Genomic DNA, 22,071 nt, shown 5'->3' on the forward strand with positions numbered 1-22,071 from the left:
GACGAGCCTCGAGATGCTGATCGCGGCGCGGGTGCTGCAGGGCGCCGTCGCGTGGCCGATGATCCCGCTGTCGCAGGCGCTGCTGCTGCAAAGCTATCCGAAGGCAAAGTCCGCCATGGCGCTCGCGATGTGGTCGATGACGACGCTGGTCGCGCCGGTGCTCGGCCCCATCCTTGGCGGCTGGATCTCGGACAACTACACGTGGCCGTGGATCTTCTACATCAACGTGCCCTTCGGCCTTATCGCCGCGTGGCTCACCTGGCGGCTGATGCGCACGCGCGAGTCCGCGACGCGGAAGCTCCCGATCGACGGCATCGGGCTAGCGCTGCTCGTCGTCGGTGTCGGCGCGCTGCAGATCATGCTCGACAAGGGCAAGGAGCTCGACTGGTTCGCGTCCGGCGAAGTTGTCACGCTCGCTGTCGTCGCGGTCGTCGCGCTGAGCTTCCTTGTCGTCTGGGAGCTGACCGACCGCCACCCGGTCGTCGATCTCACGCTCTTCAAGCGGCGCAATTTCGCCACCGGCGTGGTCTCGGTGTCGCTCGCCTACGGCCTCTTCTTCGGCATGGTCGTGCTGATGCCCTTGTGGCTGCAGCAGTTCATGGGTTACACGGCGACCTGGGCGGGCCTCGTCACCGCGCCGATCGGCGTCTTCGCGCTGCTGCTGTCGCCGTTCGTCGGCCGCATCCTGCCGCGCACCGATCCGCGCCTGATCGCGAGCTTTGCCTTCATCGTCTTCGCGACCACCGCCTTCATGCGCTCGGGCTTCAATACCGACGCCGACATGATGGCGATCGTGATCCCGCAGCTCGTGCAGGGCGCGGCGATGGCGACCTTCTTCATCCCGCTCACGGCGTTGACGCTGTCCGGCCTGCCGCCCGAGCGCATCCCCGCCGCCGCGGGCCTGTCGAACTTCTTCCGTATCACCGCGGGCGGCATGGGCGCGTCGATCTCGACGACGATGTGGGACGATCGCGCCGCGATGCATCACGCGCATCTGGTCGAACACCTCACCGCCTACGATGCCCCCACCACACAGGCGCTGCAGGGCATGTCCGCGCTGGGGCTGGACCCGGCGCAGGCGATGGGCATGATCGAGCGCCAGGTCACGCGCCAGGCCTACATGCTGTCGGCCACGGATCTCTTCTGGGGCGCCGGCATCCTCTTCCTCGCGCTGACCGCGGTGATCTGGCTGAGCCGTCCCGTGACGGGCAAGGCGGACGCGAGCAGCGCGGCCGGGGCGCACTGACAGCCGCGCGGTGAATCTCATGATTTTCTGTAGGAGTAATCAGCAGGGCTAGCGAAGCCGGCGGCCGGTGCGATTCCTATAGTGGGAGCCATTCTTCGGAAAATCTCACAAATCCTTACAGGACACCGCCATGCGCCGCCACGCCACGCCGCCGACCCGCCTCCGCCCTCTGCACCTCGCACTGCTCGCGGGTCTCGGCGCCGTGCCGGCAGTGGCGGCGATGGCGGCCGAGACAACGCCGACGCTGAACCCGATCGTCGTCACCGGCAGCCGCGTCGAAACCGAGAGCTTCGACCTGCCCTTCTCGATCGACTCGGTCGACGCGCAGGCGGTGCGCGCCGGCAACCTCGGCGTAAATGCGTCCGAAGCGCTCAACGGCGTGCCCGGCCTCGTCGTGCAGAACCGCCAGAACTACGCGCAGGACCTTCAGATCTCGGTGCGCGGCTTCGGCTCGCGCGCGGCTTTCGGCGTGCGCGGCATCAAGTTGATCACCGACGGCATCCCCGCCAGCACGCCGGACGGCCAGGGCCAGGCGGCGACCTTCAACCTCGACACCGCCGAGCGCCTCGAAGTGATGCGCGGACCGATCTCGACGATCTACGGCAACGCCTCGGGCGGCGTGATCCAGCTCTTCTCGCGCGACCCGAAAGGGCCGCCGTCGGTGTACGGCAGCGTGATCGGCGGCTCCTGGGATACCACCAAGATCAACCTCGGCGCCGAAGGCGAGAAGAACGGTGTCGGCTACCTGGTCGACGTCTCGCGCTTCGACACCAACGGCTACCGCGACCATAGCGCTGCGACCCGCGACCAGGCTTTCGCCAAGGTACGCGTCAAGCCCGACGAAGACAGCAAGCTCGAACTCGTCGCGAGCGCCCTCAAGCAGGACGACACGCAGGACCCGCTGGGCCTGACCTGGGCCCACTATCGCCAGGATCCGCGCTCGGTCGAGACCGTCGCCGAGACCTTCGACACCCGGAAATCGATCGACCATCAGCAGGCCGGCGTGACCTACGAGCGCCGCTTCGGCTCGGGTCGTCTGCAGCTGACCGCCTATGCCGGCGAGCGTAGCGTCACCCAATACCAGGCGATCGCGCCGACCTTCCAGAACATCGCGACGCGCCCGCGCCACTCCGGCGGCGTCGTCGAATTCGACCGCGATTTCGAGGGCCTGGGGGCGCGCTGGATCCAGAAACTCGCGGCCGGCCCCGGCGAACTGACACTCACCGGCGGCATCGATTACGACCGATCCGAGGACGCGCGCCGCGGCTTCGAGAACTTCCTCGGCACCGCCACTGCCCCGACCGCGCTCGGCGTGAAGGGACGCGAGCGTCGCCATGAGACCGACACCGTCACGAGCCTCGACCCCTATGTGCAGGCGAGCTGGGAGATCGAGAAATGGACGCTGCAGGCCGGCGTCCGCCACAGCGACGTGAAGTTCGAGGTCGACGACCAGTACATCCGCGCCGGCAATCCCGACGACAGCGGCGACGTCAGCTACAAACGCACGACGCCCGCCGTCGGCATCCTCTACAAGCTCACGCCGGCCGTGAATCTTTACGCCAGCGCCGCACGCGGCTTCGAGACGCCGACGCTCGCCGAACTCTCCTACTCCGGCACCGGCGCATCGGACGGCTTCAACTTCAACCTCAAGCCTTCCACCAGCAAGCAGTACGAGCTCGGCGCCAAGGCCTTCGTCGGCGACAACACCCGCGTCAATGCGGCGGTGTTCCAGATCCGCACGGAAGACGAACTCGTCGTCGCGAGCAACCTCGGCGGGCGCACGGTGTTCCAGAATGCCACCAGCACGCTGCGCCAGGGCTTCGAGCTCGCCGCCGACACCGAGATCTCGCCCTACTGGCGCGCCCGCGGCTCGGTCACCCGACTGCGCGCGATCTACGACGAGGCCTTTGTGTCCAACGGCACGGCGGTCGGCGACGGCAAGCGCCTGCCCGGCGTCCCGGCGCTGTCGGCCTACGCCGAAGTCGAATGGAAGCCGATGCAGGGCGTCTCCGCGGCGGTCGAAACACAATACCGCGGCAAGGTCTACGTCGAGGACACCAACAGCCAACACACGGCGCCGGCCTACACGCTCGCGAACCTGCGCCTCGCCACCGAGCAGCACAGCGGCGCCTGGACTTTCGGCCAGTTGCTGCGCGTCGATAACCTCTTCGACCGCCAGCATGTCGCCTCCGTGATCGTCGGCGACGGCAACGGACGCTTCTACGAACCCGGCCCGGGCCGCAGCTGGTACGCCGGCGCGAGGGCCAGCTACCGCTTCTGACGTATCCGTGCCCATCCTCCACGGAGACCACTTGCACCCTGCCCGATGGCTTCGGGCGGGGTGTTTTTTATTGCTCGCCGGCCTGCTCGCGCTCGGCCTCCCAGGCTCCGCGGCACGCGCTGCCGCCCCGGGCGTCGTCGTCCACGCCCTGCAGCCGATCGCCTATGAAGACGCGCGCGCCGCGCTGCTCGATGCGATGGTCGACGAAGGCCTCGCCCCGCCGGGAATCAACCCTTTCGGCGAGATGCTCGCGCGCACCGCGCCCGACCTTGGCCACCGCGCGGACTTTTTCGAACACGCGGAAATCTTCTCCTTCTGCAGCGCGCGCATCTCGGCGCGCCTCGTGACCGAGGATCGCCACAACATCGCGCTCTGCCCGTTGACGATCGCGCTCTACACCCTGCCGGCCAAGCCGCAGACGGTGTTCCTCAGCTATCGCAAGCCCGCGATCGCTTCGACGGGTGGGCGCTTGGCCCATGCGCTGCTGCGCCGCCTCGTCAATCGCACACGCGAAAACGGCGGACTACCCCGCTGATCCGAAACCGGCGGGTCAAATGACGTCGGTCGTGCCGAATTTCCCACGCCGGGCCTATGGCTAATTACGCCTTTCGTCTAATTCAGTTAGATTGATGGAGGCAGCCCATCGATCGGGCGAGATAGGTGGCGAGTGAAACTTGCGCAGCCGAACCGCGTTGTCATGCTTTCCTACGCCCTGGTCCTCGGCCTGGCGGCGTTCGGCTTGTACGGGCAGTGGTCGTATCGCATGGCGACCATCTTGCGGCTGGCCGACGAAAGCCTGCAGGCAACGGCCAAGTCGATCGACGCGACAGCCAAATCCGCGAACGATCACGTCGCGCTGCTCCGCGTCGAAGCGGAACGTGCGCTGCTCCACGACTCTAGCGGACCTCCCCATCCGGTCCGGGCCGCCCTGGTGCGCAGCCCCGATGGCGCCACTTATGGCCTGAAGGGCGAACCTCCCGTGCCGACGGAGCTTGCGGCCTACCTCGTCGGGGGCGGGGATCTGAACACCCTGCCCGTCGAGACAACGCAGGAAATCGAGGCCGCGCTGCATCTGATCCCCCTGTTCCGCCGCGTCACGCAGAACATCCCACAGGCCTCATGGGTTTACTACACGTCGGCGAACCGATTCGTCTCGATCTATCCCCTTGAGAACCAGTGGGATTTCCTCCACTGGAATGACGACATGCTGACGCACCCGGTTTTCGTCGACACCGCCCCGCCGAACAATCCGCAGCGGCTCGTGCGCTGGAGCAAGGCCTACGTGGACCAGGCCGGCAAGGGTCTGATGGCGTCGGTGACGGCGCCCGTGTCGGATGCGAGCGGCCGCTTCCGCGGCATGGTCGCGCTGGACATCACGCTGACCACACTCAACGACTACCTTTCGGGCTCCGGCCTCGATATCGGCAAGCCCTTCCTCGCGAATCAGTACGGACAACTCATCGCCCACCCCGAGCTGGTCCGGCCAGGCAACGACACGCTCCGCGAGGTCGATGCCGCGCTGCCGGAACCGATCGCGCAGAACATCGCCGGCCTGCTGCCCGCCACCAAGGGGACTTACACCCCGATCGACGGCTGGCTGCTGCATACCGTCGAGCTGGAGCACGCGCCGTGGACAGCCTTCCATCTGATCAGACTCGCCGAGCTGCGCTGGCGCGTGCTGTCCGGCATGTACATCGAATTCGCGACGCTGCTGCTGGTGCTGCTCATCGTCATCCTGCTCGAACAGCGGCGCCGCGCAGCGCAGCGCCTGCGCATCTTCCGCGCGGCGCTCAACGCCAGCACGTCCGGCGTCCTGATCACCGACGCGGACGCGTCGATCCGCTACGTCAATCCGGGCTTCGAGGCGATCACGGGCTATTCGCGAAAGGAGGTGCGCGGCAGGAGCCCGTCGATACTGAAATCCGGCCGGACGCCCCCGAGCGTGTATGCGAGCCTGTGGGAGGCAGTCGCGACCGGCAAGAGCTGGCAGGGCGAGCTGCTCAATCGGCGCAAGAACGGCGAGCTGTACTGGAGTGACCTGCGGATTTCGCGCGTCAGGGCGCAGCGTGGCGAACCGCCCTATCTCGTCGGCTTGATGAACGACATCTCCGAGCGCAAGCGGGCCGAACAGGCGCTGCTCGACAGCGAGACGTACACCAAGACGTTGTTCGAACGCTCCTTCATTCCGCAGGCCATCGTCGATCCGCAGACGCGCCGCTTCGTCGATTGCAACGATGCCGCGGTCGCGATCTACGGCTGCAAGGATCGCGACGAGCTGATCGGCCGCTCGCCGCTCGACTTCGTCGTGTCCGTCCAGGCCGACGGCACGCCGTCCGAAGAGCTGGCGCAGCGCCGCCTGAGCGAATGCCTCGCGGCCGGATCGCTGCTGATGGAGTGGCACAATCGCCGCCCCGACGGCGAAATGTGGGATGCCGAAGTGCGCTGCACGAGCTTCCGCCACCGCGACCGCACGCTGATCCAGCTGAGCCTGCAGGATGTGACCGAACGCAAGCGCCTGATCACGCAGATGAGCAAGGCGATGGTCGTCTTCGATGCTTCGACGCAAGGCATCATGACGACCGACGCGGCGGGCGTGATCACCTCCGTGAACCCCGCCTTCACCGAGATCACCGGCTACGCCGCCGACGAAGCGATCGGGAAGACGCCCGCGATCCTGCGTTCCGGCAAGCACGATCGGGCGTTCTACGAGCAGATGTGGCAGGCGCTCGCGACGGCCGGGCGCTGGGAATCCGAAATCTGGAACCGCCGCAAGAACGGCGAAATCTACCCGCAGTGGCAATCGATCTCGACGGTGCGCGACGAGCGCGGGCAGATCGCCGCCTACATCTCGCTCTTCAACGACATCACGCTGCGCAAGCAGCAGGACGAGGCGATCTGGCGCCAGGCGAACTTCGACGCGCTCACCGGCCTGGCCAACCGCAGCCTGCTCGCCGACCGGCTGGACCACGCGCTCGCGCACGCGCGCCGCACGCATACGCAGGTGGGCGTGCTCTTCCTCGATCTGGATGGCTTCAAGTGGATCAACGACACGCTCGGCCACGATGTGGGCGACGAGCTGCTGATCGAGGTCGCGCACCGCCTTACGTCCTGCGTACGCGACCAGGACACGGTGGCGCGCCTCGGCGGCGACGAGTTCACGATCGTCGTGCAGGATCTCTTGCATGCCGACGACCTGCACGCGGTCGGCGAGAAAGTGGTCAACATCCTGCGCGAGCCCTTCAAGCTGGGCACGATCGCGCACCGCATCTCGGGCAGCGTCGGCATCACGGTCTACCCGGACGACGGCGACAACGTGCAGACGCTGTTCCGCAACGCCGACATCGCGATGTACAAGTCCAAGCAGGCGGGCAAGAACCGGTTGCAGTTCTACTCGCGGGACATGCAGACGGATGCGCTCGCGCGCATGCAGCTCGAGGCCGACCTGCGCGTCGCGCTCGACCAGCACTCCCTGAAGCTGCACTATCAGCCGATCGTCGACGCCGACAGCGGCGAACTGGTCGGCGCGGAGGCGCTGATCCGCTGGGACCATCCGGAGCGTGGCGCGGTTTCGCCGCTGGAGTTCGTGCCGGTTGCCGAGGACAGCGGCCTGATCATCGCGATCGGCGAATGGGCGCTGCGCGAGGCGGCGCGGCAGGCGCGGCGCTGGCGCGATCTCGGCTACCCGTCGCTGCGCCTGGCGGTGAACATGTCCGGCGTGCAGTTCCGCGAAGCGAGCCTGCCCGGCCTCGTCGGCGACGTGCTGCACGAGTATGGCCTCGACCGCGACAGCCTGCTCGTCGAGATCACCGAATCCGTGCTGATGGGCGGCAGCGAGACGATCGAGACGCGCATGCGCGCGATCAAAGCGCTCGGCATCGGCTACGCGCTCGACGACTTCGGCACCGGATTCTCGTCGCTGTCCTACCTGAAGCGCTTTCCAGTCGACATCGTCAAGATCGACCGCAGCTTCATCAGCGGCTGCCCCGACGACCGCAACGACGCGCATCTCGTCGAAGCCATCGTCACGATGGCGCACAGCCTGGATCTGCGCGTCACCGCGGAAGGGGTCGAGACCGAGCAGCAGGTCAGTTTCCTGCGCGATCTGGGCTGCGACTACCTGCAGGGCTATTTCATCAGCAGGCCGGTCGCCGCGCAGGAGTTCGAGGTCCTCCTCGGCCGCCACTTCCTGCTGCCGGCGGTCGACGGCGCGAGCCTCGAGGAAACGCGCTTCCTCACCGCGCTGCGTCACGACGACCTCGACATCGAAGACTGGCTTCGCCGTTTGCTGGGCGAGCGCTCGCCCCAGCTGGCCACCTTCCTGACGCGCGGACACTGGACGCGCAACGGGCTGGACCTCAAGAACGCGATCCAGTCGCACCTCGACTGGCGCAAACGTCTCAATGAGTACGTCGCCGGGCGTCCCTCGGCAATGGCCGTGGATATCGACGATGCAAGCTCGATCCACCGCTGCCCGCTGGGCGGCTGGATCGAGCGCAATGCCGGCATTCCCGACGATAGGCTGCAACGTCTCGACCGCGTTCACCGCGAATTCCACATGCTTGCGGGCCAGATCGTTGCCGACTTCGAACAAGGTTATCGCTCGTCGGCCCGGCGGACGCTGACCGGACTCAAGTTCCGTACCGCCTCCCGCAACGTCGTCGTCACGCTGATCGATTGTTTCGACGACCCCACCGACGTCCAGAACGACGCGGCCTGAGCTTTTCCCGCCCGCCACGGGTGCCGCCTGCGCGCTCCCGGTTTGACAAAGCCTCGCGCGGCTTCTAAACCAAGTTAAGCAAAACAAATATGCGCGCGCGTGCCGGGAAGGCCGCTGCAGCGCGTCGAAAGCCGCGGCGCGATCACGACAGCCTGCGACCCGGCACATGGGGCCCCACCCCGACAGAGAGGAGGCGCGGATGGCCGCCAGCCGGAAGTCGAACAACATCCAGTTCCACCTGCCGGGCGCCGCCCGAGAGACGCCCACGCTGCCCCCGGCCTTGAAGGCGGGCAGCCGCGGCGCAGCGCCCCTCGCCGATCCCTTCCTCGACGGCGTCGTCCACGTCGAAGCCGCCTACACGCTGTCGGCCTTGGGGCGCGACGCCGGCCCCACGGCGTCGCCCCGCGTCGCCCGCGCAAACCTCGTGGCCCTCGAAGCCACGGACGGCAGCACCGTCTTCATCCGCGCCGACAAGCTGCGCGACGATCTCGCCCGCGTGCGTCCCGAGGCGGTCCGCGACGATGGCTCGATCGACCTCGCCGCACTGCGCGATCCCGGCGCGACCGCCCGCGGCCTCACCGACTGGCTGTGGTCCGGCCTGTCGGTGCTCTCGCTCACGCCCGACGAGATCACCGACGCCGCGCGCGAGAAGGCGCTCGAATGGCTGCAGGAATGGCTCGGCGAGCCGGCGGAGGATCTGGCCGACGCGAGCGCGTCCTGGCTGGGCGCCAAGGCGCTGATGTGGGCGATCGAGAACCAGCTCGCGGGCGAACCGGGCATCTACCACTGGCGCGACGGCGGCGCATTATCCGCCGGCGACCGCTGCGCCCCGGGCGACACGCGCCTTGGCGCGGCAGCCGAGGGTCCGATGCTGCTCTTCATCCACGGCACCGGCTCGCACACGCTCGGCAGCTTCAAGGAGCTGCGCACTCCCGCCGCCCGGGGCGACTGGGAAGCGCTGGCACGCCGCTTCGGCGACCGCGTGTTCGGCTTCGAGCATCGCACCTTCTCCGAAAGCCCGATCGAGAACGCGCTGCAGCTCGCCCGCACGCTTCCGGCGGGCGCCCGCCTGTCGGTCGTCACGCACTCGCGCGGCGGGCTCGTCGGCGACCTGCTGTGTCTCGCCGGTCTCGGCGACGACGCAATCGCCGCCTACCGTCACCTGCCCCCGCCCAACGAGAAGGAGAGCGCGCGCCAGAAACGCCTGCGCGATCTCGTCACGGCGCATGACCAGGCGTCGCTCAAGGCACTTCGCGACGAACTCGCCGCCAAGAATTTCCAGATCGAGCGCTACGTCCGCGTCGCCAGCCCCGCGCGCGGCACGCGGCTGCTCTCCGACAATCTCGACGTATTCCTCTCCGGCCTGCTGAGCCTGATGGGCAAGCTCGTCGGCGCCGTCACCGGCCCGGCGGGCGGCGCCGTGCTGTCGGCCTTCAAGCGCATCGTGCTGGAGATCGCCGACAAGCGCATCGACGCCCGCATCGTCCCCGGCATCGAGGCGATGCTCACGGACGCGCCGATGAGTACCCTCCTCGCTGGCGCACAACGCAAGCAAGGCATCGCGATGGGCGTGATCGCGGGCGACATCGAAGGCGGCAACGTCCTCCAGCGCCTCGGTGTGATGTTCACCGACTGGATGCTGTTCGACCGCTTTGACAACGACCTCGTCGTCGACACCGACTCGATGTACGCGGGCCTCGCGACCCGCAACGACGCGCGCTACGTGTTCGACCAGGGCGCGTCCGTCAACCACTTCAGCTACTTCACCAACCGCCACACCCGCGCCGCGCTGCGCGACTGGCTCACCGCCGACGACCCCGCGACCGTGCCGACTTTCGCGGCCATCGTCCGGCGCCACGAACCGGCCGCCGCCGAAGCGCGCCGCAGCGCCGCGAGCCGCGGCGTGCCCGCGGCCGATACGCGTCCCGTCGTGATCTTCCTGCCCGGCATCATGGGGTCGAACCTTGAGATCCGGAAGGCCGCCGACAAGCCCGGCGACGGCGACCGCGTCTGGTTCGACTTCCTCGACCTCGCGAGCGGCGGACTGCCCAAGATCCGCATCGACAAACGCGACGTGCATGAAGAGTCGCTCTTCGACATGTTCTACGGCGAGCTCGCCGAGTTCCTCGAAGCAACGCACCGCGTCATCCGCTTCCCCTACGATTGGCGCCAGCCCATACAAGGCAAGGGGGACGCGGCCGAACGTCTCGCCGCAACGCTCGAAGAGGCCCTCGACGAGCATCCCAACCAGCCGGTGCGTCTGCTCGCCCACAGCATGGGCGGCCTCGTCTGCCGCACGATGATCGCGCGCCGGCCCGACCTGTGGGAGGCGCTGACCAAGCGCTCGGGCGGGCGCTTCGTCATGCTCGGCACGCCCAACAACGGCTCCTACCTGATGGTCGAAACCCTGCTCGGCAAGTCGAGCACGATGCGCCAGCTCGCCCGCCTCGATCTCGTGCACGGCATGCAGACCGTGCTCGACATCGTCGCAGGCTTCCCCGGCGCGCTGCAGCTCCTGCCGCGGCCCAAATTCGTCGACGGCGCGCCGAGCCTGCACGACGACTACCTCGTCGCCGACCTGTGGCCCAAGCTCGCCGCCGCGAACCGCGACCGCTGGTTCGGCGACGGCATCGCCGGACACGCCTCGGCCGACGCCCTCGCGCTCGCCCGCGAACTGTGGGACGGACCGCTCACGTCGAACGACGCGCCCAACCCGGTCGAGCGCGTGCATTACGTCTTCGGACAGTCCGAAAAGACGCCCTGCGGCCTCACGGACGAAGGCGGGCAGCTCAAGATGCTCGGCACGCCCGAAGGCGACGGCTCGGTGAGCTGGGCCTCCGGCCGCCTCGGCAACCTGCCGCCCGAGCAGAGCTGGTACATGCCCGTCGATCACGGCGCGCTCGCGAACACCGAGGACTACTTCCCCGCGATCCTGGACCTGCTGCAGGCCGGCGCCACGACACGACTCGGCCGCCTGCCCGCGAGCCGCGGCACCGCAGCCGCGCCCTTCCCCTACGACGCCGCACCGCCGGTGTTGCCGACCGAGGAGGAACTCGCACGCAGCGTCGTCGGATCACGTCCGCGCCGGCGCAAGCCCGTCACCGCGATCCGCCCGCTGCAGGTCTGCGTCACCGCGATGGACCTGCGCTTCGCCCGCCAGCCGCTGCTCTGCGGCCACTATCTCGGCGACGCGATCTCGGGCGCCGAGGGCACGATCGACCGCTACCTCGTCGGCGGCGCGCTGCGCCAGCGCGAACGACTGGGCGTCTACGCCGGCGACATCGGATCGAGCGCCTTCGTGCTGCAGGCCCGCAGCAACGAAGACCGTCTGCGCGGAACCGGGCGCGGCGCGGTGATCGTCGGCCTCGGCCGTTTCGGGGCGCTCACCGCGGCCGACATCGCCGAGACCGTGCGCGCCGGCGTCCTGCGCTTCCTGCTGGTGGCGCACGACCGCCAGGGCGCGAAACGCGACGAGCCGGCCGCCGACACCGATCTCGCGGACAGCGAACTGACGCTCGCGAGCCTGCTGATCGGCTTCAATTCGACGACGCACATCAGCGTCGACGACTCGATCGAGATGATCGTGCGCGGTGTCCTCGCCGCGAACCGCCAGTTCGCCGAAGCGATGCCGCTCACGCACCTGCGCATCGCGCGCCTCGAGTTCATCGAGCTCTACCTCGACACCGCGCTCAGCGCCGCGCGTGCCGTCAGCGCGTTGCCGCAACGCATGGCGAGCGAGCTGCGCCGCCTCGAAGCACGCATCGACGCCGCCGACATGCTCTACGAAGGCGAAGGTGCACGCCCGCGGCTGTCGGTCTCCGCGCGCTCCGACTATTGGCCACGTCTGCTCGTCACTGCTGCCGATCAGCCGGAGAACCTCCCCGTCGCAGTCACGCAGCCGCCCGCCCCGCTCACGGAAACCGTCACGGGGGAACCCGTCGCCGAATTCCTGAAGTACGTCTTCCTGTCCGAGCGCGCCCGCGCCGAAAGCCTCGTCCAGCAGCGCCAGCCCGGCCTCATCGAGGCGCTGGTCGGCAACGCGATCACGCACGACCAGTACGACGCCGATCTCGCGCGCACGCTGTTCCAGCTGATGGTCCCACTCGACTTCAAGGCGAGCGCGCGCGAAGCCGACCAGCTGGTGCTCGTCGTCGACGGCTATACCGCCAACCTGCCGTGGGAAATGCTGCAGGCGGACGACCTGCCGATGGTGGTACGCACCGCCATGGTCCGCCAGTTCGCCACCGCCCGCTACCGCCGCAACCCGTTGAGCGTCACGCGCAAGGTCGCCTGCGTGATCGCGAACCCCTCGACCCGCGGCTTCTTCACGAAGTTCGGCAAGGCGCCCGAACCCGTCCCGCCCGAGCCCGACAACCACTTGCCCGATCTTCCCGGCGCCGCCGCCGAAGGGGCAGCCGTGCGCGACCTCCTCGGCGAATGTGGCTACCAGGTCAATTACGGCGAAGGGCTCGAGGCACTCGAAATCTTTGCGCGACTCTTCCGCCAGCCCTGCAAGGTCCTCGCGATCGCCGGACATGGCGTCTTCCACACCGAGGCGCGCGACGGCAAGGCCCGCACCGGCGTCGTGCTCTCCGACGGCATGCTGCTCACGGCGGCGGAAGTCAGCCAGATGGAAATCGTCCCCGAGCTCGTATTCCTCAACTGCTGCCACCTCGGCGCGATGAGCGTCGCGCCCGAAGCGGCGAACCGCCTCGCCTACAGCCTCGCGCGCGAACTGATCGAGATCGGTGTGCGCTGCGTCGTCGCGGCCGGCTGGCAGGTCAACGACGACGCCGCGACCCTCTTCGCGCGGAGCTTCTTCGAAGCCTTCGTGCGCCAGAGCCAACCCTTCGGCAAGGCCATCTTCACCGCCCGCCTCGCGACCTGGGAGCAGTACCCGCTGTGCAACACATGGGGCGCCTACCAGGCCTACGGCGATCCGCAGTACATGCTCGACCCGCCCACCGACGACATGAAGGAATCCGTTCCGACCGGCTTCATCTCGCCGATCGAGCTCGTGGACATGCTCGGCGCCCTGCGCACCGATCTCGGCTACGACCGGCGCAGCGTCGCCGCCGTCGAGCGCCAGCTCGCGGCGGTCTTCGGCCACGTCCCGCCGGCATGGCAAAACCTGCCCGAAGTGCAGGCCGCGGTCGGCTCGATCTACGCCGAACTGGGCAGCGAAGGCTTCGAACACGCCTGCGTCGCGTACGCCCGCGCGCTCGCCGCGCAGGACCTCGCCGGCCGCGTGCCGGTGCGCATCATCGAGCAACTCGCCAATCTCGAAGCGCGACGCGGCGAAGCGATCGGCGACATCAAGCTCATCGACTCCGCGATCGGCCGTCTGCAAGCGCTGATCGCGCTCGCGACCAGCCACACCTGTACGGGCGAATCGGCACCGGTCCGAAACATGGAGCGCTACGCCGTGCTCGGCAGCGCGCTCAAGCGCAAGGCCGCCGTCGTCGCCCTCACGGGGAGCTGGGCCGACGTCCGCCCCATCCTCGAGGAAGCCCGCAACGCCTATGCGAGCGCCGAATGCCCGTCCGACCAGCCGGACTTCGACCCCTACCCGATGATCAACCGCCTGCAGCTCGACTGGCTGCTGCTCGAAGCCGACGACCCGGCCCGCCACGACCAGGTCGCGCGCCAGGCGGACGCCTGCGCCCGAGTGGCGCGCCGGCTCTTCGCGCAAAGCGGAGACTTCTTCAACGCCGTGAAGCCGGCCGACGCCGAACTCACAGCGCGTCTCTTCGATGGTCTGGACAGCGAAGACGGCCCGCACCTCGCGAGTCTGTACGACGATGCGATCGCGCAGATCCCGCGCAGCCGGCGGAAGTACGATTCCGTCGTCCGCCAGATCGTGCTGCTCGCCCGCTTCACGCGGCTGCGCGCGCAGGCCGGCGATGCGCATCGGGCGGAGATCCTCGACGACCTCGCCGGCGCACTCGCGGACTCCTGAAGGCCTGCCGATCAGGTGCCCGGCTGCAGCGTCACGCTCACCTCGCGCTTCGCCTGATCGCGCAGCACCGTGAGCTTCACCGTGTCGCCGATCTTGTAGTCGTCGATCAGCGCCAGGAGCTTACCGACCGACTCCACGGGCTTGCCCTCGAATTCGACGATGATGTCGCCCGGAATCACCCCGCCGTCGCGCGTCACCGTCGCGCCGCGCAGGCCCGCCTCGGCGGCCGCCGTGCCCGGCCCGACTCGCAGCAGCACGACGCCCTTGACGTCCAGCGCCTTGGTCAGCTGCTCGTTGATCTTCTCGTCGATCGCGACCCCGAGCACCGGACGGATGTACTTGCCCTTGGCGATCAGCTCGGGCACGACGCGATTCACGGTATCGACCGGCACCGCGAAGCCGATCCCGACGCTCGCCCCACTGGGGCTGAAGATCGCCGTGTTGATCCCGATCAGGCGCCCCGCGGAATCGAGCAAGGGCCCGCCCGAGTTACCCGGATTGATCGCCGCGTCCGTCTGGATCAGATGCTCGATCGACGGGCCGTCTTCGCCCGGCAGCGAACGGTCGAGCGCCGAGATGATGCCGGTGGTGAGCGTCCAGTCGAGGCCGAAGGGATTGCCGATCGCGAACACCTTCTGCCCCACCTTCAGGTCGTGGCTCGTGCCGATCGGAACCGGCAGCGGCCCCTTGAAGCCGACGCCGATGCGCAGCACCGCGATGTCGTGCGTCGGCGATACGCCCACCAGCGCCGCACGGAACTCGCGCCCGTCGGCGAGCTTAACCGTCGCCTCGTTCGCCTCGCGGATCACGTGGAAATTCGTGACGACGTGCCCCGCCTCGTCCCAGATGAAGCCCGAGCCGGTGCCGCGCGGCACGGTGAAGACGTTGCGCGTCCAGAAGTCCCGCACCTGCGACGAAGTCGTGATGTACACGACCGAGCCGCGCGAGTTCTCGAAGAGCTCGATCGTGCTGCGTTCGTCCGCCGCGAGATCGCCGCGCGCCGCCACGACTCGCGGCTCGCTCTTCGTCGGTACCAAGGCCGTCCCGATAAAGGGCAGCTGCTGCCAGAAGATCACCAGCAAGGCGATCGCCAGCGCGATCCACAGAAAACGCGACGACGCTGCGCCGCCGATCCGCCCGCGACGGCGGAGCTCATGGTCCATGTCCTGCCTCTCCCCGATTCACTCCATCTGCGCGAGCACGTCCGTCGCGCCCGACTGCAACGCCTCGACGCGCTCCGGCGTCAGCTCCAGCCGGCTGAGCACCGCGCCGCCCTGTTTCTTCCATTCGCGCTCGACCGCGAGCGAGTGCCTGCCTTGCAGCCACTCCGCCAACTGTGCCAGCGCCGCGAGCCGATAACCGGCGCGCGACAGCCCGACAAGCGGCGATGCGGTGAGCTCGTGGTGGAACAGGATCGCCTCGCACATCGGCTCGGGCAGATACCAGCTGCGCGCCATGATGCTGCCCACCATCGCATGGTTGAGGCCCAGGCGCTCCGACTCGACTTCGGTAAAGGCCTTGACGGGCTCGCCGGTCGCCTGAGCGAGCGTCGCCGCATAGTCCGGATTCACACGCATCAGTACCGCGATCCCGCAATCGCGGAACAGTCCGTAGGTGTAGGCATCCTCGGCCCGGACGCCTTCCTTGATCCCGAGTTCACGCGCAAGCCACGCGCACAGATGTGCGACGCGCGCCGAGGTGTCCCAGAATCCCGCGAGCGCCGGGTTCTCGGGCAGCGCTTGGCGCACGCCATAGGCGGCGACCGTGCGCAGCACCATCAGCAGGCCGAGCCGCATCAGCGCATCACGCACCGTCGTCGCCTTCATGCGGAAGCCGAAGATCGGCGCGTTGGCGGTCTTCACGAGCCACGCCGCGAGGCCGACGTCGGACGTGATCAGACTCGACAGGCGACGGTAGTCCGGCTCGTCGGCCTGCATCTCCGCCATCACATGATCCAGGATCGCCGGACGCGGCGGGATCTCGATCTTCGCAAGCGATTCCGCGAGCGCGGCATCGACACCGGGAAGCTTCACACCATCGCCGTCACTCATCTCCGACCCCCTCGGGAACGCTTGCCGACGAGTGTCGCCGAGCAGGACCTCGTCGGTCAAATGCCGCTGGCAAGCAAACGTAGCCTCCTCCGCGGATGGACCGCGAGAGGAGGCAGGACGGAGGAGGAAAGCCGGCCTTTCCGAGCTGCAAGGCCGGCCGAAAGGGTCTATTTCAGGTTTCGATCGTGGCCGGCGTCAGGCACAGATCGGTGCCATGATCGTCGCAGCCGGGCTGCGGCATCGGATCGTCGGCGCCCTTCTTCGCGAGCTCGCTGCGGCACAGGTCGGTGCCGTGATCGTCACATCCCGGCTCAGGGCGCGGATCGTCGGCCCCCTTGCGGGCCAGCGGGCTTTCCACGACGACGCCGGAAATCCCGGTACCACCTCCCTGATCGGGAGCGTTCGCGGCATAGGCGCTCGAAATACACAGTCCAAGCACGGCGGCCATGGCGGCCAGATTTTGCGCGGTGGTGTTCATCTCTGTCTCCTGCGGGTGTCGGATCAACTGCGAGCGCTGTCTCACGCTCGCTGCTCAAGGCACCTCTTGCATGCCCTGTCCTTCACTATGCATGCGCCGTACCACGTGGAGACGGAATCCTCAGCGCGTCAGTAAAGATCTGTATTTATTTGAGAAAGATGGATTTCGAAGAGGCTGCAACGCGGCCGGCCGGCAGCGGCACCGCGCGCGCTGCGCCGTCTCGCTCACCCACTTGGGCATAAGCCCCAACCGGTGGCGAAACGGCGCGTTGGACGCGCTCAGTTCGTCGAGGCCTGCACGCTGGAGCGGCCGCTCAAGTCCGTGAACCACGCCATGAAAGTAGCCTCCGCCCGCGCGGCGGCCTCGTCGGCCGCGTCATAATCGGGTTCCGATTGCTCGTCGAGGTCGATGACCTCGAAGTCGCATTCCAGATATTGGATGTCCATTTTCGTGCCCTCCGGCGACCGGGGCATCCTGTTGCCCCACGACGCCAGATTACGCCCGCCCCCACCCGCTCACTTTGCCGAACAGGCGGGAAAACATCCTCCAATTCCGGCTTCAGCGGATGCCTGCGGCGGCGACGCTTCGCGGACCGGCAGATTCACCGTCGTATGCAAATCGACAGCCTTCAGCCTAGCCCAGCTTCGCGCGAACGTAGGCGACGAGGTCGCCGAGCGTCGCCAGCCGTCCGTAGTCCGCCTCGGGGATGGTGACCTTCAACGCCGCGCTGATGCCGATCAGAAAATTCAGCCAGTCCATCGAATCGAGATCGACCTGCTGGCGCAGCGGGCGATCGTCGCGCAGCTCGTCCGGCTCGACCTCGGGCGCGATGGTCCTGAGGATCGCGATCAGATTCGCGCGCAGTTCGGGATGCGTGTCCGTCATTCCTGTCCCCCTTCACAGATCCTGCGGTTGCTGCAGGCGCTCGCGCAACTCGGCCAGGAAGAGCGCCCCGCGATGACCGTCCGACACTCGGTGGTCGGCGGCCAGGCTCGCCGTGACGGCCGGCATCGCGACGAGCGCGTCGCCGTCGATCCACGGACGCGGCGCAAGGCGGCCGAAGCCGACCAGCGCGACCTGCGGCGGATAGATCACTCCCATCACCGACTCGACGCCCTGCTCACCGAGGTTCGTCACCGTGATCGTCGGGTCCGACATTTCCGAACTGCGCAAGGAACCCGCGCGGGTGCGCTTGACGAGGTCCGTCAGCTCGCGCATCAGCCGGTCGAGCGGCTTGTCCGCGACGTCGTGCAGCGCCGGCGCGATCAGGCCGCCCTGCCGGAGCGAGATCGCGACCCCGATGTGGGCGGCCTTCACCGCTTCGAAGCCCCCGTCGCGGAAGAAGCCGTTCATCTCGGGAAATTTCGCCAGCGCGAGCGCAACCGCCTTCAGCTGCAGCACGGCCATCAGCAGGCGCTCGGTGATCGGCCGGCCTTCGTTCGCTTGCGCCAGCCATTGCTGCGCGCGCGCCATCGGGATCGTTTCGAGCAGGTAGTAGTGCGGGATCTCGCGCTTCGAGCGGCTCATCGCCGCGGCGATCGCGCGCCGCATCTCGGCCGCTTTGTCCGTCGCCGCTGCGGGCCCCTTCGGGAGTTCCGGCGGCGTCCGGGCGCCGGCCTTCGCCGCGGCGGCCTCGACGTCGGCGAGCGTGACCGCCCCGCCCGGCCCCGTTCCCTTCAGGTCTGCGAGCGCGACGCCCAGCGCTTCGGCGCGCTTGCGTGCAGCGGGCGAGATGCGCAGGCGCGCGGTCTCCCCCGCGGCCCCCCCGGCCGCAGCACCGCGCCTTGGGGTACCCTTTTCCGGCGGGCTTTCGCCCGGCCCGAGCAGCGTCGCGAGCGCCGTGCCGACCGGAATCGTCTCCCCCGGCTCGACGAGGAGTTCGAACACCGTCCCGTCCTGCCAGATCTCGACATCCACGGCAGCCTTCGAGGTATCGACAATCGCGACGACTTGGCCCTTGCGCACCGCGTCGCCGGGCTTGACCTTCCACTCGATCAGCTTGCCCTCGTCCATGTCGGCACCGAGCGAGGGCAGCATGAAGTCAAACATTGAGCACCTCCCTGGCCGCCGCGACGATCTTCGGCACCTGCGGCAGCGCCGCATCCTCCATGTGTTTCGCGTACGGGATCGGCACTTCCTCGCTGCACACCCGCGCGGGTGGCGCGTCGAGCTCGTAGAAACAATGCTCGACGATGCGCGCAACGACCTCCGCGGCGAGGCTGCCGCTGCGCCAGCCCTCGTCGACGACGACGGCGCGATGCGTGCGGCCCACCGACTCGGCGATCGTGGCGACGTCGAGCGGGCGCAGCACGCGCAGGTCGACGACCTCGACATCGATCCCGTCGCGCGCGAGCGCGTCTGCCGCGTCGAGTGCCTTCGGCACGCTGCCGCCGTAGGCGATGATGCTCGCCTGGCTGCCCGGGCGGCGGATCGCCGCGCGCTCGATGTCGCAGCTCCAGTCGTCGGGAAGCTCGTCTTCCATGTTGTAGAGCTGCGCATGCTCGAAGATCACGACCGGGTCGGGGTCCGCGAGCGCCGGCGCGAGCATGCCGCGTGCGTCGACGATCGTCGCCGGCGCGAGCACGCGCAGCCCCGGAATGTGCGCATACCAGTTCTCGAGGCTGTGCGAATGCTGGGCCGCGAGCTGGCGCCCGGCGCCGGTGGCCATCCGGATCACGAGCGGCACCGACACCTGCCCGCCCGACATGTGGTGCAACAACGCGGCGCTGTTCACGATCTGGTCGAGCGCGAGCAGGCTGAAGTTGACGGTCATGATCTCGACGACCGGACGCATGCCGCCGAGCGCCGCGCCGATGCCGGCACCGACGAAGCCGAGCTCGGACAGCGGCGTGTCGCGGATACGCTCGGGCCCGAATTCGTCGTAAAAGCCCTTCGACACGGCGTAGGTGCCGCCGTAGCGGCCCACATCCTCGCCCATCAGGAACACCCGCGGATCGGACTCCAGCGCCTCGCGCAGCGCGAGCCGCATCGCCTCGCGATAGCTGATCCTCATCGCTGCGCCTCCCCGCTCGTGACATGCCTCAGCAGATCCGCCACCGGCTCCCACCCCGCGGCCTCGGCGAACGCGACCGCATGCGCGACTTCCGCCTCGGCTTCCGCATCGAGCGCGAGGAAGGCCTCCTCGGTGAGCTCGCCCGCCGCCTTGAGCTTCGCCGAGAAGTTGTGGATCGGCCCGCGCTCCTTCCATGCCTCGACCTCGACCTTGTCGCGGTAGAGCTCCGGATCGAACATCGAATGCGCGCGGAAGCGGTAGGTCTGCAATTCGACGAAGAACGGCCCCGCCCCCTCGCGCACTTCGGCGGCGGCCTTGCGCACGGCCTCGTTCACGGCGAGCACGTCCATGCCGTCAGCCCTCAGCGTCGGCACCTTGTAGCTCGCGGCCTTGACACACAGGTCGGTCTGCGACTCCGAACGCATCAGCGCCGTGCCCATCGCATAGAGGTTGTTCTCGCACAGGAAGAGCACCGGCAGGCGCCACAAGGCGGCGAGGTTCATGCCCTCGTGGAAGGCGCCCTCGGCCATCGCGCCCTCGCCGAAGAAGCAGGCCGTGACGCGGCGGATGCCCTGCATGCGGTCGGCGAGCGCGAGCCCGACCGCGAGCGGCAGGCCGCCGCCGACGATCGCGTTGCCGCCGTAGAAGCGCCGTGCGGCGTCGAACAGGTGCATCGAACCGCCGCGCCCGCGCGAACAGCCGGCGGCCTTGCCGAACATCTCGGCCATGATCGTGTCCATCGGCACGCCGCGCAGCAGCGCGTGACCGTGCTCGCGATAGGTCGCGACGACGTTGTCGTCGGCAGCGAGCGCGTGCGTCGCGCCGGTCGCGCAGGCCTCCTCGCCGATATAGAGATGCAGGAAGCCGCGGATCTTCTGCGCGCCATAGAGCTCGGCGCACTTTTCCTCCAGGCGGCGGATGCGTAGCATGTCGGCGAGCAGCTGCAGCGGCAAGGAACGTTCCGCAGCGGCAGCCTTGGGTTTGCGTTTCGTCGCGTTCATGCGCCGGCCTCCAGCGTCGAGGTATCGCCTTCGGGCAGCCCGAGCTCGCGGGCTTTCAGCAGCCGCCGCATGATCTTGCCGCTGCGCGTGCGGGGCAGGTTGACGCGGAATTCGATCTCCTTGGGCGCCACGGCAGCGCCGAGCCGCTTGCGCGCATGGCCGAGCAATTCGCGCTGCAGCCGTTCGCCAGGCTCGAACCCGGGCTTGAGCGCCACGAACGCCTTGACGATTTCACCCACGATCGGATCGGGCTTGCCGATCACGCCGGCCTCGGCGACCGCGGGGTGCTCCATCAGCGCGCTTTCCACTTCGAACGGTCCGACCAGGTGGCCCGCCGACTTGATGACGTCGTCGGCTCGGCCGACGAACCAGAAGTAGCCCTCCGAATCGCGCCGGGCCAGGTCGCCGGTGAGGTACCAGCCGCCGGCGAAGCACTTGCGGTAGCGCTCGTCCTCGTGCAGGTAGGCGCGCATCATCGACGGCCAGGGCGTCCTCAGGGCCAGCTCGCCCTGGACCATCGGATCGGCGATGAGCTGCACGCCGCCGTCGTCGGTGCGCCGCACGATGGCCGCGTCGATGCCGGGCAGGGGCCGGCCCATGGAGCCCGGCTTGATGTCCAGCGCGACGAAGTTGGCGATCATGATGCCGCCCGTTTCGGTCTGCCACCAGTTGTCGTGGAACGGCATGCCAAAAGCCTCCTGGCCCCACACCACGCCCTCCGGGTTCAGCGGCTCTCCCACGCTGGCCATGAACCGCAGGGCCGACAGGTCGTAGCCGCGCACGGCGTCGGCGCCCAGCTTCATCATCATGCGGATGGCGGTCGGCGCCGTGTACCAGACGGTCACCCGCTCGCGCTCGAGCACGGAATACCAGGCCTGCGCATCGAACTCGGCCTCGACCACCACATTGGTGACGCCGCTGCACAGTGCGGCGATGATCCCGTAGCTCGTGCCCGTGATCCAGCCCGGATCGGCAGTGCACCAGAACACGTCGTCCTCATGCAGGTCGAGCGCGTAGCGCGCGGTCGCCACATGCGCCACCACGGCCTCGTGGACGTGCACCGCGCCCTTGGGCCGTCCGGTCGTGCCGCTGGTGAAATGGAGCAGCGCCATGTCCTGGGCAGCGGTTGGCGCAATCGTGTAGTCGTTCGAGGCCGAATCGATCAGCTCGTTCCATCCGTGCACGCCGGCTTCGTCGCCGGCTTCGTCACCGACCACGATCACGTGACGCAACCCCGGCAAGCGCGAGCGCAAGCCCTGCACCTTCCGCTTGTAGAGCTCAGTGGTCGTCACCAGCACGCGCGCGTCGCCCATCGCGGCGCGCGT

14 protein-coding genes are annotated in these 22,071 nt (G+C 68.3%); 5 read left to right on the top strand and 9 right to left on the bottom strand.

The annotated features are described in order from the left end of the window. The 5 genes from VJ673_RS06125 to VJ673_RS06145 form a co-directional block, all read left to right on the top strand. Positions 1-1,246 (top strand): DHA2 family efflux MFS transporter permease subunit (locus VJ673_RS06125; RefSeq protein WP_324125167.1); only part of this gene is annotated, 1,246 nt, incomplete at its 5' end. Positions 1,247-1,376: 130 nt separating this feature from the next. After that, complete coding sequence (locus VJ673_RS06130; RefSeq protein WP_324125168.1) at positions 1,377-3,527, top strand: TonB-dependent receptor family protein; 2,151 nt, start codon at positions 1,377-1,379, stop codon at positions 3,525-3,527. A gap of 70 nt (positions 3,528-3,597) precedes the next feature. Next, the gene (locus VJ673_RS06135) at positions 3,598-4,062 is read left to right on the top strand and encodes a DUF302 domain-containing protein (protein ID WP_324125169.1); all 465 of its coding nucleotides are present in this window, start codon (positions 3,598-3,600) and stop codon (positions 4,060-4,062) included. A 162-nt stretch (positions 4,063-4,224) separates the two neighbouring features. Then, positions 4,225-8,244 carry an EAL domain-containing protein gene (locus VJ673_RS06140; protein WP_324125170.1) on the top strand — a complete coding sequence of 1,340 codons (4,020 nt, stop codon included), beginning with the start codon at positions 4,225-4,227 and terminating at the stop codon, positions 8,242-8,244. Positions 8,245-8,443: 199 nt separating this feature from the next. Next, positions 8,444-14,203: a CHAT domain-containing protein gene (locus tag VJ673_RS06145; protein ID WP_324125171.1), complete on the top strand. Its 5,760-nt coding sequence runs from the start codon at positions 8,444-8,446 to the stop codon at positions 14,201-14,203. Positions 14,204-14,214: 11 nt separating this feature from the next. Here the strand turns inward: VJ673_RS06145 and VJ673_RS06150 are convergent, their stop codons facing one another. The 9 genes from VJ673_RS06150 to acsA all read right to left on the bottom strand — a co-directional run. Further along, entirely contained in the window at positions 14,215-15,366 is a 1,152-nt protein-coding gene (locus tag VJ673_RS06150; RefSeq protein WP_324125172.1) for a S1C family serine protease, read from the bottom strand. An 18-nt stretch (positions 15,367-15,384) separates the two neighbouring features. Beyond that, entirely contained in the window at positions 15,385-16,254 is an 870-nt protein-coding gene (locus VJ673_RS06155; protein WP_324125174.1) for an HDOD domain-containing protein, read from the bottom strand. A gap of 172 nt (positions 16,255-16,426) precedes the next feature. Then, on the bottom strand, positions 16,427-16,732 hold the full coding sequence (locus VJ673_RS06160; RefSeq protein WP_324125175.1) for a hypothetical protein: 306 nt from the start codon (positions 16,730-16,732) through the stop codon (positions 16,427-16,429). A gap of 278 nt (positions 16,733-17,010) precedes the next feature. Then, positions 17,011-17,178: a hypothetical protein gene (locus VJ673_RS06165; RefSeq protein WP_324125176.1), complete on the bottom strand. Its 168-nt coding sequence runs from the start codon at positions 17,176-17,178 to the stop codon at positions 17,011-17,013. Positions 17,179-17,365: 187 nt separating this feature from the next. After that, positions 17,366-17,617: an acyl carrier protein gene (locus VJ673_RS06170; RefSeq protein ID WP_324125177.1), complete on the bottom strand. Its 252-nt coding sequence runs from the start codon at positions 17,615-17,617 to the stop codon at positions 17,366-17,368. 12 nt (positions 17,618-17,629) lie between these two features. After that, complete coding sequence (locus VJ673_RS06175; RefSeq protein ID WP_324125178.1) at positions 17,630-18,781, bottom strand: dihydrolipoamide acetyltransferase family protein; 1,152 nt, start codon at positions 18,779-18,781, stop codon at positions 17,630-17,632. Next, positions 18,774-19,745 carry an alpha-ketoacid dehydrogenase subunit beta gene (locus tag VJ673_RS06180; protein WP_324125179.1) on the bottom strand — a complete coding sequence of 324 codons (972 nt, stop codon included), beginning with the start codon at positions 19,743-19,745 and terminating at the stop codon, positions 18,774-18,776. Before VJ673_RS06180 ends, VJ673_RS06175 begins: the two co-directional genes overlap by 8 nt. Further along, entirely contained in the window at positions 19,742-20,746 is a 1,005-nt protein-coding gene (gene pdhA / locus VJ673_RS06185) for a pyruvate dehydrogenase (acetyl-transferring) E1 component subunit alpha (protein WP_324125180.1), read from the bottom strand. The genes VJ673_RS06180 and pdhA overlap by 4 nt, the downstream gene beginning before the upstream one ends. Next, positions 20,743-22,071 (bottom strand): acetate--CoA ligase (gene acsA, locus VJ673_RS06190; protein WP_324125181.1); only part of this gene is annotated, 1,329 nt, incomplete at its 5' end. The genes acsA and pdhA, both read right to left, overlap by 4 nt.

It is taken from the genome of Aromatoleum sp., assembly GCF_035254505.1.
In the GTDB taxonomy this organism is placed as follows: Bacteria; Pseudomonadota; Gammaproteobacteria; order Burkholderiales; family Rhodocyclaceae; genus Aromatoleum.

Bases quoted from the DNA above. Each gene is read 5' to 3' on its own strand.
- VJ673_RS06130 (WP_324125168.1), top strand. From the start codon at position 1,377: ATGCGCCGCCACGCCACGCCGCCGACCCGCCTCCGCCCTCTGCACCTC.
- VJ673_RS06140 (WP_324125170.1), top strand. From the start codon at position 4,225: ATGCTTTCCTACGCCCTGGTCCTCGGCCTGGCGGCGTTCGGCTTGTAC.
- VJ673_RS06145 (WP_324125171.1), top strand. From the start codon at position 8,444: ATGGCCGCCAGCCGGAAGTCGAACAACATCCAGTTCCACCTGCCGGGC.
- VJ673_RS06150 (WP_324125172.1), bottom strand. From the start codon at position 15,366: ATGGACCATGAGCTCCGCCGTCGCGGGCGGATCGGCGGCGCAGCGTCG.
- VJ673_RS06155 (WP_324125174.1), bottom strand. From the start codon at position 16,254: ATGAGTGACGGCGATGGTGTGAAGCTTCCCGGTGTCGATGCCGCGCTC.
- VJ673_RS06160 (WP_324125175.1), bottom strand. From the start codon at position 16,732: ATGAACACCACCGCGCAAAATCTGGCCGCCATGGCCGCCGTGCTTGGA.
- VJ673_RS06165 (WP_324125176.1), bottom strand. From the start codon at position 17,178: ATGGACATCCAATATCTGGAATGCGACTTCGAGGTCATCGACCTCGAC.
- VJ673_RS06170 (WP_324125177.1), bottom strand. From the start codon at position 17,617: ATGACGGACACGCATCCCGAACTGCGCGCGAATCTGATCGCGATCCTC.
- VJ673_RS06175 (WP_324125178.1), bottom strand. From the start codon at position 18,781: ATGTTTGACTTCATGCTGCCCTCGCTCGGTGCCGACATGGACGAGGGC.
- VJ673_RS06180 (WP_324125179.1), bottom strand. From the start codon at position 19,745: ATGAGGATCAGCTATCGCGAGGCGATGCGGCTCGCGCTGCGCGAGGCG.
- pdhA (WP_324125180.1), bottom strand. From the start codon at position 20,746: ATGAACGCGACGAAACGCAAACCCAAGGCTGCCGCTGCGGAACGTTCC.